This is a genomic window from Ructibacterium gallinarum (assembly GCF_014982785.1).
Taxonomy (GTDB): Bacteria; Bacillota; Clostridia; order Monoglobales; family Monoglobaceae; genus Ructibacterium; species Ructibacterium gallinarum.
Genome location: NZ_JADCKB010000022.1, coordinates 38,110 through 54,584, shown reverse-complemented (window position 1 = coordinate 54,584; position 16,475 = coordinate 38,110). Strand labels below are relative to the sequence as shown.

The following is a 16,475-nucleotide window of genomic DNA, read 5'->3' as shown; positions in this document are numbered from 1 at the left end:
ACTCATCTTAGAGTTCCTCCCTTAGTGGATTTCTTTTTATTAGGGCTTTGACCCTGTGTTACATTCTAAGGGAGTGAACTCCTTTTTGTCAAACCTCATTTTTGTTACTTAACAGGAATGCTCCTATCCTACAAGAAAGTTTGGAATACCATGCTCATCTAACCATTTTTTATCGTATCTATGCATGTGCCTCTCGTATAAACACAATTCACGTTTTTCTTCCTCAGTCGCATTATCACCAATTTCAATCAACAGATATTCACTTTCATAGACTTCGACATCAGAGCACAAACCATCCCAATCAATATTAGGAATAGCATCCGGATGATCCGGTTCAGTTAAATCCTGCTGTTCGGCTTCTATTCCCAATGGACAGGTATGGCAAAAGCATCTGCCAACTCTCTTTCCATCATAAATGTCCGTATCTCTCTGCTTTGGATGGTCACACCCGTAACCATTCGCTTTTTCCGGATTAAAATAGGAGCAGCAGCGCGCAAATTCATCAAATAAAACTGCCTTTTTCATTTTCTAACCTCCCAAATTCACATAGTCATGGACGTTAACAATAATCTATATTTTTAAAACAACAATAAACCACCAGCTATTTATCATCTTGGTTTTCGTTGTTTTCATCTGATACAAGCCCGCAAATAGCATGGATAAAATGATAAGCGCCAAATCCTATCAGAAACATGCTGAGCAATTTTACAATACTCATCAGATATGGCACAGAATTTGATACTGTTACTGATGCAGAAAACATAAAATCCCTCCTCTCTGAATGATAATATCTATTTCCGCGCCGTTTCGGCGCGGAGATAGCCTTTACATTTCCACTTCACTCTCATCCGAAAAATCGGTATAGCCCAATTCCAGCAACAGGCATTGCAGTTCGTCCGGTGTAATTGATTTCACCTTACTTAACCGTTCAAACAGCTTTCGGTCTTGTTCAAATGATACAAATGCATCCGAAAACACCTCTGCGCGGGCGCTTATTGCATTTCCAACCTGATAAAAACTGATCATGAACTCATAAACGCAGCCGTCATCCTCCATTTTGTCAACGATATTAAACTGTTCTGTCATCCTCTTCGGCATTTCAATATCCTTGAAATACTTTTGTTTTGTCAGCCTGTAAAACCCTTTCATACATTTCCGATCATCCTTAGCATTCATTTTCATTTCGCTCCTTTACATTTAAAAATATTGTATATAAAAAGAGCAGAGATACTTCACCATAACGGTTGAAAATATCTCTGCTCTTGAGTACGGATTTCCGCAATAAACAAAAAAAGTCAACAGCGTCTACGCCCAAACGGACATAGCAATACTATTGACTCTTAGTTACAATCACGACATTTGTATGCTGAGACTTTAAGACAGTCTCGGAGAAGTCCTCCACGCACATAAATAATTTATATTTGCATTATAGCACAAAACATTGTCATTTGTCAACGGGGACCGCAATATCAGGAGCGCTTATCCTCCAAACAACGCTCCAATTCACGCTTATCAAGCTGCCGTATCTTTTCTCTTGCACCACCGAAACGGGTAATGAATAAATCATTGCCGGTTTGCAAATATCCGGTAATCTGCTCATACGGATCGTAGCCCGCACTCTTCAGCGAGGATATAATATCCGTCAGTATGCACTCAAATTCACCGTGATTCATCTGTTTTACCCCCGCTTCTTTCCATTTTACAATCCTTAAATCTACACTCTATAAATATAATGCTCCTTGCGAGGCTTTACCGGCACTTTTTCTCCGTAACCAAGCACGCAATGACCGATTCCTTCGTAATCTCCCTCAATTCCCCACTTTTTCAGCAACGCTTTGCCCGCTTCGCTCTCAAATTCTTCTTTCGCGCGATGTATCCAACAGGACTGAACGCCAACTGCCTCGGCAGCGTTCATAAGATTTCCCATCACCAAAGATCCATCATACAAATATGTGGGAATATTCTTATCTGCAAGCACAATAATCACTGTCGCAGCGCCGTAAAACGGGTCGATGTCACTGCCCATTATCTCAGCATTCATTTTAGATAACTGCTTAATCGTCTCTTCATCCCGCACCACTATCATAATCGGGGACTGTCTGCCCATTCCCGTAGCTGCGTATGTCCCTGCTTCCAAAATCGCATCAAGCTGCTCATCCGTAATCGGTCTGCCATCAAAACTGCGGCAGGAACGACGAGATTTTAAAATGTTGATTCCATTCATTCCACTTTTCCTCCCAACAATCATATTGATAAAATTATACTACGAATATTCGTAAAAATCAATTGGCTTTACCGTTCCATTAGATCAGCAGGATTGCAATCCAATGCCTGGGCAAGACTCACCGCCGTAGATAGCTGCGCTTTGTTTATATCTCGTGCTCTCTGCTCATAGCTTTGAATAATCCGCACATTCACTCCGGAACGCTCCGCAAGCTCTTGCTGCGAAAAACCGCTGGTTATTCTCATTCTTGTCAGGGCTGTCTGTGTATAGAAAAGTCCAAGCCTGTCATCTATCGCAGCCACAAATTTTGTTATGTCAGCCTCGTGCATCGTATCGTACATGAAAAGCATTTCTCCGACCGGTACAGCGTTCAGAACACGGCTAAATTTATAATTCCTCAGCCATACATAATAACTAAGCGACCAGCCAAGCCAATACTCCGGAGATTTATCAAGATACATCGCATCGGCATTTTCTATTTCCTGATTCCTAATTTCAGACACAACCAACCGCACCAATTCGCAGCCGGTTTTTCCGGCGATATAGGCGGGATTTCCCTTCTCATACTGCGTGCATACATTAGATGCTAAAAACATCTGAAAAAACTCGTCTATGTCAAACTCGCAGGTATTCACTGCAAAATCAAGCATATGCCCGAAATTTTTTTGCGAATGATATAAATAATCTTTATCGTAAGCGGTCATCATCTTGTTTCATCCTTTCCCTCATAATATCAACCATAAACAATTCATCCGGGGACAGCAGCTCACTTTTTGCCTGTCTATATTCCCTTCTGGCCGCCCTATCTCTTTCTTTTTTCTTCTTGTAGTAAACAGCAGCTTCCGCCGGGGTACTTGAAATATATTCAATTCTATCAAATGCTTTTTCGCTCATCAGAACAATCTGCTCTCCAAGTTTACCAAGACGCATAGCTTCCCCAAGCTGCCGATAAGAGATTGCACCCGCTACAAAATCCTGAGCAAACGAAAAATAAGAGTCATCGGCGCGATAACCAATTATCACATCATAACCTGAAGTATCAATCATAAAATTGTCTGCAAGATATTTCTTTGCCATTTCAGATACCGTACTGTTTTCCCAATAGGTACGATTTTTTGTAAGAACCGCAAGCCAGTTAAGCAATATATATTTTTCGGAATTCAGGTGCAAAACATTCAGCCCGGCCATATCAAATTCATACTTATTTGCAAAACCGTCATGATTGTTGGAACACGCCCATTCCTTTGCGAGTTCCTCACTCTCTGTGCAGTAAAATCCTTTTCCATAATCATTATGTGTATTTCCCTTCCCGTAAACAGGAGCTTCAATCATCTTTTCACTGCCGTGATATATAATCATACCATAACCTCCCAATATAAATACAACTGTGGTTGTATTTATATTATACTACCACAGTTGTATTTTGTCAATACTCTTTAATATCAACGATACCTACTTTCAATTAGTTCAAAGGTGAATCCAGATGCAAATTTTTCGCATCCAACTCTTCTGTTCTTAAACAATCTCTACAATTTTCCGGTCATAATTATCATGACCGTTAGCTCACGCACACGCAGTATCGACACCGGCGTTGTAATGATCTTCGCATCCATCTATATTTTCTATGTCACAAGCCTTACAAAAACGTCGTTTCATCTCCTGTTGAGCTTTTTTAAATGTATTAAACTGCGACGTTTCAATTTCCCGTCACAAACCTCAATTAATAAATATGTTTTCACAGTTGTCCCTCCTAAATTTTGGTGTAACAGATAGTCTTTCACATTTGTCAAAATACTATCTGTCGTATAACCTTCTTCCATAATTTTTTGCTTTTACCTCTCTAACTCCCTTAATTCTCTGTTATATCTTCAAATGAAAATAAACTTACCGCGTGGAGTTTACTTTTACGAATTTTCCAATACGGAATCTGCAACCAGAAAACGATTACCCCTATAACTCTGCTCACTGGATACGGAACAGGAACCGCCTAAGCTGTCAAAATATTGCTCTCCCGCTTTGGAACGGGAAATATATAAATAGTACCTGACAGGTGTATAGTTTTTGGATGATGTCTCATACGATGCGCTAAGCACCAACAGGCAATCCAGCTCTTTTGCTTTCTTTTCTGCCAGTTCGATGAACATAGCATCAATTTCGCCCCTCTTATCTAAATTAATATTAGCAGAATAGGAAAGCTCCAAAAATAATGTCAGACGCTCACGATACCTTTTTACATGTCGCTCGGAATCGTTGCTCTCTAAATCAACATACATGAATTCTTTCGAGGCATTTTTTATATCCTGAAAACTTCCTTTTGTCAAACGAAGCAGTGCTCTTGCAACAGGTTCTCCATCTATGTATGCATATAAAATATGCTTATTGCTGTCAAAATTAGATAATAAACATTGATTATATGCGCCGTCTACATATGACATACAAGTACGTTGTGGCTTTACGCCAACCATCATTGTTTCAAAAAAGCCATCGCACTCCTTAACAAAAATATCTTGTTTTCTCTCATCCAACAATTTAGTCCATGAATAGCAGTGCTTTTCTGTAACAGAGTATCCGATTTCCCTTTTCAAATCGCCTAAATGATATTTGAGCTCATAGAATTTCCCCATCAGTTCAGCCATCACAATTCTTCGGTAAGACTCCTTCGCCTTATCATCAAGCTGACGATAATAAGTCAACGCTATTTCCGCTCCATTCTTCGTCAAAAACGCAAATATTGTTTCCGAATGTGCCTCAATAAATTTTTGGTCAATCTCCAGCGTTTTGCAAAGTGCCCGCCATGCGGAATCAATCTGCAGCAAATTGTATTTTACCTCTTGCAATGTTATATACTTCTGCACAACCCCTGCATTTCTTACTACATATATCGCTTCTGTTTCATTGACAATTTCCGAAAGAAATGGATAGATTTCCTCATAAGAAGCAAGCAGTTTAACTGCCGACTCCTGACCTAAACCTTTTATGTGCGAAAACTCTTCGTTCATCCAGCGGTACAGATGCTTTTGCGACAGTTTTTGTGCCAGTTTTCTGTAGTCATCCTCAGAAATTCCGTCCAGCAAGCCACGCTTTCCAAGCTGTCGAATCACAATCAGTTTATCATCAATACGTGGAATATCCAGCATATGATAAAACATTGTATAATCGTCCGGCAGTAAATACAGAGTTTTCACCTCTTCAAATGTATAAGCATAATCCGTGCGAAAATCTACTGCATCTCCATTTCTATTTCTGACCAACAGATTTTTTAAACAAATTAGATTCTTTTTATTTAGCGAGTTAATGTTTACTGCGTTACGAAACCAAGATGAAAATAAAATAGACCTTGGCGAAAGCGCTATGTACTCCTCCGGATTCTCCTCTATCAAGCGAAGAAAACTGTTTTTTCTTGCAGTGATTGCATAGATAAGTAATTCCTCTTTTTCTGTACTCAGGTAATCTAACTCTAAATTACAAATCCTGCTTCCGAAAATGAAATTTATATAAGCGGCTCGGCTATGAAATATTTTTTGCATTTCCACAGCTGATAATCCGCGCAGCCGTTTTGTCAGTATCTCCAATTCGTATTCTGAGCAGCCGTTGTCTCTCCAAGTCGCCAAGAAATCCCGCACAGAATCGCATGTCTCCAGCAAAGACATCACGGACTGCAGTTTTTCATAAAGCGCCTTCACATTCTGTTTCTCTATCTTTTCATAATCTGGATAATAAAACTCTGAAATACCATATCGGTACAATAACCGCACAACTTTGTACATCCATTCATTTCCCGACAGCGTATGAAACATTTCCGTCAGATACTCAAGCGGCAAAATAGCAAAAACAGGATCATAAATAAACGCCCGCTCCTTATCATTGAATTCGGAAAGTTTCAACTCCCTGCATGCATAATGACAATTCATAGCACACAAATTTTGAATTGCAAGCAGTTTTTGCTCCTCATTCAGTTCAGCAGAATCAAAGTAGCGCAAAAAGTCGTAAGTAAAATCACCAAGCTTATTATTTTGAAGCACAGTAAGAAGCGATTCTTTTGTAAAATCAGTCATTTTCTTGTCCTGCGGAAGATTTTTCAACATACTACTGATTTTCGATGCATAAATCTCATGTTTTTCCCAAAAAACAAGATAATCAATGAGTTTAGGCTCCTTGAGTATAGCTTCCTGTATTTCTGGTAAGTTTCTATACATGGTATATGGCAATCCCTTTTCTTTTATATCTGCTAATACCTCTGGGATAACGGATTGATATTTTGCCGCAAGATCTACTCCAAATTGACTTTCCTCTAAACTATGGATTAAGTTTAGCCTTTCTATTATTTTCTTCATGTACAAATGCCTCCTTTGCCAAATCAATATAATTAAAAATACCCTTCATATCTGTTACATCGTCCCTTATCAACTCCAGACAAAGCTCAAAAAATGATTCCAGTTCTTCATATTCTGAGAGCGGAAGCGACTGAAGTAAATCAGCCATGTTGCTTTGCAATATTTCATAAAAATATCTTTCACGAAAACCATAGTACCTTTGAGAAGATTTATGCAAAGCATTCCACGAGTTTTTATTGTCATAAAACTCCTCCGCAACAAGCTCCTTATCCTTTGCTTCCTGGGCAAGTTTCGCCTCCAATTTTTTCTCTTCTTCTGCCCTATCATGCTCTTTTAATTCCAAATCTGTTAAAAATCGCTCCATCAATTGTCTATCCCCTGCAATTTGTTGGTTAATTCTTGACATTGCCTTATAAATGCCGCTCAATTCCTCTTTTGGATACAAGTCTGCAACAAACCCGCTTTGCAGCATTAACGATATAAGTTCACCATAATCTTTTGCAGCATACCGGAATGTATATTCTTCAATCCATCCTAATAATTCTCTATGCTCCTCCGGCGACAAAAACTCTCTCTGCAATATTAATTCCTTGATTCGTCGAGAATTTTGGACATACCGTGTATCGGTTAAAAACCAAAGGTGAAACAGGGTAATACTCAAATAAGTTTCCAGTCCGCTTAATTGATACTTGCTAATAAACCACCTCAAAAACAAGAAAGCTTCCCGAGAAGGGATTTTCGATATTTCTTTTACTAAATACCAAAGAAAGCTCTTATCTTCCCCATTCTCCAAACAAAATTCTTCAAAATAATCAGAAAGATTTATGTAACCGAGTTTCACCAAATGTCTGAAAGTGCTCTGATTCAATTTATTTTTGCCAAATATATCTGTATATCGTGTATTAGTAAGCGTTTCAAATTTGTTAATCCATTTCTGAACTGCTTCCAAAGATTTCACATCCTGCAGTTTTTCTGAGAAGAAATCCACATACTTGCCCGGATCCAGTTCTTCTGCAAGCACATCCCATTTTGTATCCAACGCATTATAGTCTGTTACAAATTCATTTGGGATTTGTTCTGATAATTGAACAAATGTTATCGGATTGACTATAGAAACTCTTTCTTCCAATACCGCTATGATACCTCTTTCATCATAACATTTCACATTAAACTTTGCATATTTGGTTAATGCATCGTCTAAAAGCCAATATGTATTGAGCGAATGCGTCTGGAAACTGTTCAAAAAACAATTACAAAACTCAATCGCAATCTTTTCCTCAACGACGCCGCCGTAGTTGATGACAGGAGATATTTTAAAATAGTCCGCTATAACATAATTGAGATACGCAATCTCCTCCGGTGTATAGCCGCAGTCCCTTAGCTTAACAAACTCCGAACCGTCTGGTGCAATAAACTTATCGCGCAAGCACAACAAAAGTTTAAACAATCCCATATCCTTCTTACGGATACTCTTTATCTGTTCTTTAAATGTAGTTATAAACCAAATAAATACTCCGGAGTTTTGGAAAGCCGAAATGCTTCGGTCTTCTCCAAATGCTTTCAACAGCTTTGGTGTTAAAAATCTAAAGCCGCTCAACATATCATCAAATAACGATAGCAAAAAAATCAATTTCTCTGTTGCTATAGTTTTCTCATCCAACAATTTCTTCAGAGCTGTCTCTTTCTTCCCATTCAATAGATAAAGTGCTGCCTGAAGATAAAAATCTCCGCCTGCTAACGCTCTTATCTCACGAATGAAATTTGCTTTTTGTGCGCCCACAAACATATTCTTTTCTAAAATATCATTCGAATATGCCAAGCCCAGAGCCAGTGCCCTAATATTCTTTATATTACTGCCATAACGCTCTTCATAACGTTCCAGCATCTCGCCCGGATATCTGAAATCGTATTTTTCCGGTACATCTGTATGAGTACACTCATACCAAATACATTTTTCTTTTATACTTCTCCGAAAGTCAAATATATCGTTCTCTGCTGCTTCCATAACAAAAGCAACAAAATCATTAAATAACTCTATATTGATTTCGTTTGCATATGCTTCATATGTGAACAATGTGTTCGATTCCATATTGAATCCCACCTCCATAATTTTTATTTTGTCAAAAGACGCCGGGGAGTTATCTCATCGGCGTCTTTCGTATTTCATCATACTGTCCATCAAGCAAGTCTTTTACTCAGCACAGCAATCAACTCTTTATTATTTTTCTCAAATTGTATCTGAAATGGCTTATCAAGCTCAAATGCAAAATGCCTGAAATACAGCATTCTGCTTAAAACAAATTCGCGAATGGATTCATCATACGGCTGCAATTTTTTCAAAATACCTGCAATTTGAGGTATTACCCGCCAATCCTCTTGCATTGCTGCTTTATCTTCCTCTCTAAAGTTTTCATGCATCCAATCCTTAACACACACAAGCGAGCCTCTTGGGTGATGCCTGCGTTCTATACTATAGTTATAGCTAAATCCATCTTCACATGGGTGTACCCAGAAAGGATACAATCGACATGTTCGTGGTTTAGATTCTTGCACAGTGCATCGGTTGCCTTTTAAGAATATACAGGAATTTTCATTTCCGGTTGTTTTTAACGTAAAAACCGGAAAAGCAGTCTTTTCATCAACCAAAAACATATCCGTATATTTGTCATAGAATTCCTCTATACCGCACTGTAAGAATTTTGCGAGACGAAATGCGTCCACTGGCTCTATTACTACTGTCTGTGACACATGCCGGCAGCACTCGCCGCAGCGCATACATCGAAACCTCACTTTTTCCGAAAGCTTTACTTCTTTTGAATTTTTAATTTCATAATCATTTTTCATTTTTACATCCCTCTCTCTGCTCCGACCGCAAATACATATCAAAATATTTTTGTATTGCCGCCAAAATTTCTTCCTGATTTCCTGCCCGTTCTTCAAAACCGCTGGACGACTCTTCTGCGATATAAATTGAATTACTTTCAGCGTCGTAATCAACCGTGATAAAAAACGAACCCGGCTTTCTCTTTGCCGTTTCTTCCTTCACAATCCACACCTCCCAAAAGCTCATTTCTATATATTTAAAAAGCACTATAGCTTTTAAGCAAAAAGAAAAGCGGAAATAAAGAGATTATAATAATCCCCTCATTCCCGCTATATAAGTACGAATTTCGCAATAAACAAAAAAGAGCCAATAGCTCCTACACCCAAATGGGCATAGCAATCCTATTGGCTCTTACTTACAATCACGACATTCGTATGCTGAGGCCTTTGTCGGCCTCGGAGAAATTCTCCACGCACATAAACAATTTATATTATTATCATAGCATAAAAAACTGTATTTGTCAATGCGTGACTGCGCCGCGAAAAGCCTACCAGCCTCTTTCAGTCATCCTCCAAATTAAACTCAATTTCAAGCCCGATGACTTGACCATTATGCTTCGCTGCTTTCACCGGATAGAACCCGTCGCCAAATCCGGAATGTGTCCAAAAGCCATCGCCGGTTTCAAAATGTTTAACAAATACCTTTGAGCCTCCCTTTTCAACTGCATCCATAAAGCTGCATACATCCATCGAAGCAGCATCATCAAAATCCGGTTTATTATCAAAAAAACCGGCAAGGCCCGCATCAACGCCTATATTGCCTATGTATGTGTAATTATTTCTTAATCGGTACAAAGCTCTGCGTTTAAAAAACGGATTGCTGTTAATAATGTAGTTTCTTACGCATCTGTTACCCCAATCAGGAAAGTCCTCAAATTCAGCATAGCATTCATAGTTTCCCGGTATGATTGGCGCTTTCATTCTACACCATACATCCTTATCATAGCCCGGATCGGTTACATCGATCCTGTCCGCTTTAATTTCTATTGTCCCGGCAAAAACTTTTTTAATCTTTTTCTCTTTCGTTATACTAACATTTTTAACCGGTATGCATTCACCAATACCTTCAAATTCCAATTTTGATTCCAGAAACAAAGTACCGCAAAAATCCTCTGAAGCCCCTTTTTTCACTGCCACCGGTCTTTTATGCCTTTTATTGTCACCTCTACTGCATTCGTAAGTATAAATTCCATTCGGGACTGTTTTTTTGTCAACACGTTCGTTTACAAATCTTCCACACATAAGCAATTGGCCGAACCTGCCGTATTCCGCTCGGAAGTAAAGCAAGCTGTCTTTTACCTCATTATAATTCTTACGCATTTAATTTCCCCCTATCCTTAAAATCCGTTCCAAATCTGCTTTTCTTTGTACGGAAATGTTTGTGCATCATCACATTCTTCATCTGTCAAATCTTCTATTCGCTTTCTTGACCGCGATATATATATTTTACTCTTAATCGCCGTATGAGGCTGCATTTCTCCTATCATGCGGTCAAAATCAACCGTTTTTTTATAATCCTCCGGCAAGTTCTCCTTCAGGTATTGAAAGAAATAGTTTCTATGAAACGGGCAAAAACAGCAAGCGCTTGCTTTTGTATCCAATCCCCATACCTCGAGGATATATTTATAGCTATCCTTTCTTTCCCACTGCATATCAACCAGCGGATATTTTTTAATAAACAACTTAGATAACTGCTGTCCTGAAATCCGTTTGCGTTCCTCATAAGAAAACCCAATATGCATTTCATGCGCCTGCATGTCTTCAGGTTTCAGCCTTTGATATTTCCGATACCCAAGAAGCTGATGCCGCAAAAACTTCTCTATTATTGTTATCTTGTAATCAAGAGTACAATGTCTGCGCATCTTAGCCATCTTACCATTTTCATCAATGCTCCAAAAAGGAATTGATGATGCGTGTCCCCTGCCAAACTTCTCCATATAATCTTGATAAAGGTTGCTTTCAATGATATAAAATGGGATGTTGGCATGTTCACACGCATTTTTTATAAACGCTACCTGCTGGACAACCCAGTAAGGCTCTAAGCCAAGATCACAAAATATAACCGCATCATAAATCGGCACTTTAGGATAAAGACTCCCCTTCGTTTTATTTTCGCAGCTCATAAGGGCCAGGGCCGTAGACTGCATCCCCGCTCCACAGCTTAATATCTTCATACTACTGTACTCCAATCTGCTGGGGACGCTCCGTAAAACACCGACCATTTCCGTTCTCTTGCTGTCGCATTCAGCGCCGACTGCGCTTCGGCGAACGAGCGCTGAAATAAATGTTTCTCATACTCGCGGGATTTTCTATCCCCGGACTTAGTGTAATATGTTTTAAAGCCCTTATGCATGATTCCCGAACGAACAAAATAAATGATTCCTCTGCTGTCAACATAGCATTTTAAAAAGCAACAATCCCTGCACACTTTATTAAAATCACTCAAAATATATGTACATCTATCACACACCATTGTTTTACACATCATTGTGCCTCCAATCTAAATATTTTACTGGCTTCATAGCATTCTTTTTCCAGGTCTGAGGCATTTTCCAAAAGCTTGGAGAGCAGTTTTTGGGGAATATACTTGATTGAGTCTGCCCATGATATCGGTTTATATATGAGTTCTCCATCTTCCTCTGCCCAAAGAATGGTTTCACCGCATACCTTGCCATCCAGAGAATAAACCGCAATGCTCTTACTCTTCATATGCTTTTTCCAGAGCAATGCAAACCTTTGTACATATTGTTCTTGAGACATAAGTTCACGAAATGCAGATCGTCTGTCATGTCCCGGCATTCCAAACCATCCCATACGTCAAGCCTCCCAACCCATATTGATCATATCGTATAATGCAAAATTTTCGTCACTGCAATCCCTGTTAAATACCCGATCACATAGCCTTTCAACCAATTTGTCAGGATGAGCAAGCCACTGTTCCAGCGCCTTATACTCAAAATACGACGCAGCAGCGTCTTCCAGCACAAACTTTAAATTGCTCATAATGTCAAACCGATAACATTCTCTTGCAATTTCATCAACAGACATATCCTCAAAAGAAAGCTCGGTGAAATGCCGCTTTAATTCATCAAGCTGCTCTGCAAACAACACCGCTATTTTCTCTAATAAAAATTCCGTGTAGCTCTCTTCCTCTATCTCGGCAATCTCTATTTCCTCATCTGGCAAATTCTCACCAAACAAACCGGTTTCACACAAATGTCGTTTTGCCGATTTCTTAGACCCGAAACCTTTTTCATGCCGAAATACACTTTCTACGTCATCCCGCATATTTTTCACTTTGTAAAATCTCATACTTCACACATCCTTTCCAACTAAAAAAACGGGAATGACAAAATACAACTGCTGTATTTTAATCATTCCCGTCTGCTAAAGTAACTCTATCATATCATTTTCTCAAATCTAAGTAAGCCGTACCCTTTTACGCAACCTCATAGGTAAGTTTATACGAACCGGATTCCGTTTGAATATACTGATCCCTATGCTCGTATATAGTCGCTCTGATTCTCTCACGGTAATGTACATTCTTCTGCGCTTTTGGATGTGCGGACAATATATCATATAAATCCGTCAGCTTCGCTTCGCCGCCCATTTGTTCCATCATGGACCGAATCAAATGATGCCAGGTCAGCACGTCTGCATCCTTCTTGCTGATATCAATTCTGTTTCCTATCCGTTTTGAAAACGTAATCAAAAACGAATCTTCCTTTTGAAAAATCAGCATATACTCCGTCACAATCGGCACAAAAGGCTTTACATATCTTCTGGAATCTGAAACACAATTAAACTGCGCTTTTACAACAAAGGACTCAAATCTGCCCATACGCATAATATTGTGCTGCATAGAATAGAAGTTGCCTTTTGAGCGTATATCCCCGACAAGAATCGCAAGCCGCCCGTCCTTTCTAAGAGCCATATAGAGCTTTTTAATTACATAGTTCAGCTTTTCTATAAAATCTCCGTAGCTTTCGCATCTTGACAAATCATCCGGGTGCGGTTTACCCCACATATTCCCTGAATATTGAATAATAGAATGATACGGCGGATGAAAAAAGATAAGGTCTGCCGAATCCTCAACATCATTCTTCAGTGCATTCCAGTTGCCCTTACCGGCCGGCGGCTGTGGATTCAAGTCATACAAGATTGATTTCACGCCAAGCCTGTCCATTGCATCTTTGGTCGTTCCTGAGCCGGACATCGGATCAAGTACCGTAAAATCTTTGATATCCTTACCGTAATACTTTTTGGTATCCAGTACATATTTTGCTACACTGCGCACAACCTCCGGCGAGCAATTGCCGCGCCATTTGTTGTCTCCTCCGCTGCCGCGTTCCGGAAACGCCATAAAAGAGGTAAGCTCTTTGCCAACCCGCCTGCGTAAATCCTCGGTGCCCAACATTTGCGCTACCGTCAGCCATTCGCTGCCAAACTCATTTTCCAAAAGCTGCGCCGCCCTTTTCATTTTCTCATCCATCAAAAACGCCTCTTTCCGCCATTGAGTTCTATTAGAAATTGCTCAAAAATCTCCTCCGGCATCTGCTCTGCAATGCTCTGAATCATTGCAATCAACTGATCGTTTGACCTCTCTGCCAAATCCTCTATCGGCATATCAAGAAAACGGCTCACATAATCCAATCCCTTATGAATTGCTTTCTTAGCAAACAGTTCTGGCTTTTGTTTTAATTCATTCATTTGTATCACCACTCTTTCTATTTTAAACCGCTCATTATAGGCATCAATCACTCGATCCGGAACAGCAATTTTGACCACTTTAGACGGAAACACAATCAAGAACGATAGTTTCTTTATAGAAACCGGTTCTAAATCTGTCTCTTCGGCTTCTCCTGTGTAAACATAACACTCCGTAATAGACGAAATATTGTTCAAATCGTCTTCCGTCACGTTTGCAAAATCAGGGAATGCTGTAATATCCGCATCATTCAATGTAAAGTCAACAATCGCCGGATTATATTGACTTACATCTGCATGACTCGTACAAAAATCAAACTGTACGCTACGTCCGTTCATAATCATTTCATATCCGCCGGGTGAAATATTGTCCTTATGCCTATCCACTGCCCGATTAAATTTCACACGTAATAACATCTCAATCCTTAACATTATAATTTCTCCTCACCCTATCAGGGGCAGGATGAGAAATCCCATCCTGCTCACCTCAAATAATATCTACTGCACAACCGCCGCAAGCGCACCGGCACACAGCTTCAAACAATTCCTGTCCGATTCTGTCAGTTCTATCCCGCTAGCCGGAATAATCAGCGCACCTTCCACATTACCGTTTATGATAATCCGTTCTATTTCATCAACAGTAATTTCGTTTTCGTATACAATTTTCATTCCACTGCAAGGAGTTAATTCGTCCAACAAACAATCGCTTAATTCCATCGTCAGTTCCATATTGCGGATATTTTTATGCAATCTGACGCCATGCAAAACATGCGTCGTGTTGCATAGCAGCACCGGAAGCTGTGTAATCTCAGAGAAAGAGCCCAGAATTTTCTGTGTTGTCTCATCCGAAAGCTCAAGAACGCTATATTTCCTTAATAGAATCGTGTCCTCTCCCTCACCTATTTCAAGAGGATCGCCTTCCTGAATACGGAATTTTCTGCGGATTTCCTTGGGGATTACCACTCTTCCAAGGTCATCAAGCCGCCGAACAATTCCTGTATGCTTAAACATAGTTATTTCTCCCTTCTGCGCCATGTGGTGTTTTCACTTACTGTATCGTCAATTGCTTTTTCTCTGTTCTCCTTTTTCTCATAAACTTTAATCAATCCATACACTGTTCCGACCAACAGCAACGATACAGTATTCGTTATCAGATACATCTGCCCGCTCCCTTCAACCGCCAAGGCAATCGCATATATTTCGTACAGCAAAATGCCGGTGAACACCATTCCAAAGGACTTAGCATTCAACCCTTTGGCAGTCTTGGTTTTCACTATCTGCACTACCTGCGGAATATATCCGATAGACAAGATAATTCCGCCGATGAGTTGAAACACTCCGAATAAATTACTCATCTTCTCCCACCGTCCTCAGTTCTTCCGGCGCCATAATCACCATATCAAGACACAAATCGTCCATCGTCTTCTTTTCCCCGTACAATGCAGAAAAGTGTTCTTCCAGCAGCTGTTGTTTCTCTGCCGTTTCCGGAATTTCAAAGCGACAATACACATCATCGGTAGTATTCTCTGTTTCTTTGTCCGCTCCCGTCCTGATTTCTGTAATCCAGCCTTTCAATCCGGCATAGTCGCTGTCGGCAGCGATTATCCTATCACCGATCGCCAGTTTTACATTGTCGTTCTCTATAAATTCCCCTTGGTTTTGTAAAATCATTGTACGACCTCCTTTGCATTTTGCATGATTTCCTTTGCCGCCCTCAGCTGACGCGGCGCATAAGTAACCTCCCACACTGACACATAGCTTGAAACACGCGACAAAAGTTTGAACATATCAATATCATTTAAATTGATATATACCTTTGCGTCTGCAACAAAACTGTTTGCCCGAATATAGGTTCCGCCGGTCTTGTCGTTTTTCACTTTCACACCTGTGCCGTTTTCCACTTGGATAAACCATGGATATTTACGCTCTTTTCCGGCTTTATCTTTTGTCGCCCTTATGATTAATAGTTTGGTAACCTTACAACGCCCCTTTTCATCCGGCTTGCCGAATATCTTTTCCTGACTTGTCGAAAATTCCTCAACACCTTGACGCAGCTTTTCAAACACAAACATTAACTCATCCGACGAAACATTTACCTCGACAGAAACTGTCTTATCTCCTGTACCGTTCGAGTAATCAAGCAGCTTCATTCCGATATTAGAATAAATTGCATTTCCATCCGCAGTTTTATCTCCGTTCGCCTGCACATGAGCATAAAACTCAACCGGCGGAAGCTTTAGCTTGTCTGTAAACTCAATCAGCTTCTTATCCGTCGCATACTTGGCGATTTGCCATGAAATATACTGTTTTCCACTCATTCTATCCCT

The 16,475-nt window shown here is 39.8% G+C and carries 22 protein-coding genes; all 22 read right to left on the bottom strand.

Features of this window, described 5'->3' with window-relative positions:
- Window positions 1–123 precede the first annotated feature (123 nt).
- On the bottom strand, window positions 124–525 hold the full coding sequence (locus INF28_RS10120; protein ID WP_226393353.1) for a hypothetical protein: 402 nt from the start codon (window positions 523–525) through the stop codon (window positions 124–126).
- A gap of 76 nt (window positions 526–601) precedes the next feature.
- Window positions 602–763, bottom strand: coding sequence for a hypothetical protein (locus INF28_RS10115; protein WP_226393352.1), 162 nt, complete (start codon window positions 761–763; stop codon window positions 602–604).
- A 62-nt stretch (window positions 764–825) separates the two neighbouring features.
- Window positions 826–1,176, bottom strand: a complete 351-nt coding sequence (locus tag INF28_RS10110) for a hypothetical protein (protein ID WP_226393351.1) — start codon at window positions 1,174–1,176, stop codon at window positions 826–828.
- A 293-nt stretch (window positions 1,177–1,469) separates the two neighbouring features.
- Window positions 1,470–1,673, bottom strand: a complete 204-nt coding sequence (locus tag INF28_RS10105; protein ID WP_226393350.1) for an IreB family regulatory phosphoprotein — start codon at window positions 1,671–1,673, stop codon at window positions 1,470–1,472.
- Window positions 1,674–1,714: 41 nt separating this feature from the next.
- The gene (locus tag INF28_RS10100; RefSeq protein ID WP_226393349.1) at window positions 1,715–2,224 is read right to left on the bottom strand and encodes a nitroreductase family protein; all 510 of its coding nucleotides are present in this window, start codon (window positions 2,222–2,224) and stop codon (window positions 1,715–1,717) included.
- A 68-nt stretch (window positions 2,225–2,292) separates the two neighbouring features.
- Entirely contained in the window at window positions 2,293–2,931 is a 639-nt protein-coding gene (locus INF28_RS10095) for a helix-turn-helix domain-containing protein (protein ID WP_226393348.1), read from the bottom strand.
- Window positions 2,912–3,583, bottom strand: coding sequence for a DUF3990 domain-containing protein (locus INF28_RS10090; RefSeq protein ID WP_226393347.1), 672 nt, complete (start codon window positions 3,581–3,583; stop codon window positions 2,912–2,914). Before INF28_RS10090 ends, INF28_RS10095 begins: the two co-directional genes overlap by 20 nt.
- 545 nt (window positions 3,584–4,128) lie before the next feature.
- Complete coding sequence (locus INF28_RS10085; protein WP_226393346.1) at window positions 4,129–6,558, bottom strand: hypothetical protein; 2,430 nt, start codon at window positions 6,556–6,558, stop codon at window positions 4,129–4,131.
- Window positions 6,521–8,647 carry a hypothetical protein gene (locus tag INF28_RS10080; RefSeq protein ID WP_226393345.1) on the bottom strand — a complete coding sequence of 709 codons (2,127 nt, stop codon included), beginning with the start codon at window positions 8,645–8,647 and terminating at the stop codon, window positions 6,521–6,523. Before INF28_RS10080 ends, INF28_RS10085 begins: the two co-directional genes overlap by 38 nt.
- Before the next feature lie 89 nt (window positions 8,648–8,736).
- The gene (locus INF28_RS10075) at window positions 8,737–9,402 is read right to left on the bottom strand and encodes a YkgJ family cysteine cluster protein (RefSeq protein WP_226393344.1); all 666 of its coding nucleotides are present in this window, start codon (window positions 9,400–9,402) and stop codon (window positions 8,737–8,739) included.
- Complete coding sequence (locus INF28_RS10070; protein WP_226393343.1) at window positions 9,392–9,604, bottom strand: hypothetical protein; 213 nt, start codon at window positions 9,602–9,604, stop codon at window positions 9,392–9,394. Before INF28_RS10070 ends, INF28_RS10075 begins: the two co-directional genes overlap by 11 nt.
- A gap of 338 nt (window positions 9,605–9,942) precedes the next feature.
- On the bottom strand, window positions 9,943–10,761 hold the full coding sequence (locus INF28_RS10065; protein WP_226393342.1) for an LPD28 domain-containing protein: 819 nt from the start codon (window positions 10,759–10,761) through the stop codon (window positions 9,943–9,945).
- A gap of 17 nt (window positions 10,762–10,778) precedes the next feature.
- On the bottom strand, window positions 10,779–11,615 hold the full coding sequence (locus INF28_RS10060) for a hypothetical protein (RefSeq protein WP_226393341.1): 837 nt from the start codon (window positions 11,613–11,615) through the stop codon (window positions 10,779–10,781).
- A complete protein-coding gene (locus INF28_RS10055) occupies window positions 11,612–11,929 on the bottom strand; it encodes a hypothetical protein (protein WP_226393340.1) in 318 nt (105 codons plus the stop codon). Before INF28_RS10055 ends, INF28_RS10060 begins: the two co-directional genes overlap by 4 nt.
- Window positions 11,926–12,255: a hypothetical protein gene (locus INF28_RS10050; protein ID WP_226393339.1), complete on the bottom strand. Its 330-nt coding sequence runs from the start codon at window positions 12,253–12,255 to the stop codon at window positions 11,926–11,928. Before INF28_RS10050 ends, INF28_RS10055 begins: the two co-directional genes overlap by 4 nt.
- Window positions 12,256–12,258: 3 nt before the next feature.
- On the bottom strand, window positions 12,259–12,753 hold the full coding sequence (locus INF28_RS10045; protein WP_226393338.1) for a hypothetical protein: 495 nt from the start codon (window positions 12,751–12,753) through the stop codon (window positions 12,259–12,261).
- Window positions 12,754–12,880: 127 nt separating this feature from the next.
- Complete coding sequence (locus tag INF28_RS10040) at window positions 12,881–13,933, bottom strand: DNA methyltransferase (protein ID WP_226393337.1); 1,053 nt, start codon at window positions 13,931–13,933, stop codon at window positions 12,881–12,883.
- Window positions 13,933–14,580 (bottom strand): hypothetical protein, encoded by a 648-nt coding sequence (locus INF28_RS10035; RefSeq protein ID WP_226393336.1) that lies wholly within the window; start codon window positions 14,578–14,580, stop codon window positions 13,933–13,935. The genes INF28_RS10040 and INF28_RS10035 overlap by 1 nt, the downstream gene beginning before the upstream one ends.
- Window positions 14,581–14,646: 66 nt before the next feature.
- A complete protein-coding gene (locus INF28_RS10030) occupies window positions 14,647–15,159 on the bottom strand; it encodes an AbrB/MazE/SpoVT family DNA-binding domain-containing protein (RefSeq protein WP_226393335.1) in 513 nt (170 codons plus the stop codon).
- Window positions 15,160–15,161: 2 nt separating this feature from the next.
- Entirely contained in the window at window positions 15,162–15,503 is a 342-nt protein-coding gene (locus tag INF28_RS10025) for a SemiSWEET family sugar transporter (protein WP_226393334.1), read from the bottom strand.
- The gene (locus INF28_RS10020) at window positions 15,496–15,819 is read right to left on the bottom strand and encodes a hypothetical protein (RefSeq protein ID WP_226393333.1); all 324 of its coding nucleotides are present in this window, start codon (window positions 15,817–15,819) and stop codon (window positions 15,496–15,498) included. The genes INF28_RS10025 and INF28_RS10020 overlap by 8 nt, the downstream gene beginning before the upstream one ends.
- The gene (locus INF28_RS10015) at window positions 15,816–16,466 is read right to left on the bottom strand and encodes a hypothetical protein (protein ID WP_226393332.1); all 651 of its coding nucleotides are present in this window, start codon (window positions 16,464–16,466) and stop codon (window positions 15,816–15,818) included. The genes INF28_RS10020 and INF28_RS10015 overlap by 4 nt, the downstream gene beginning before the upstream one ends.
- Between the last annotated feature and the right edge of the window lie 9 nt (window positions 16,467–16,475).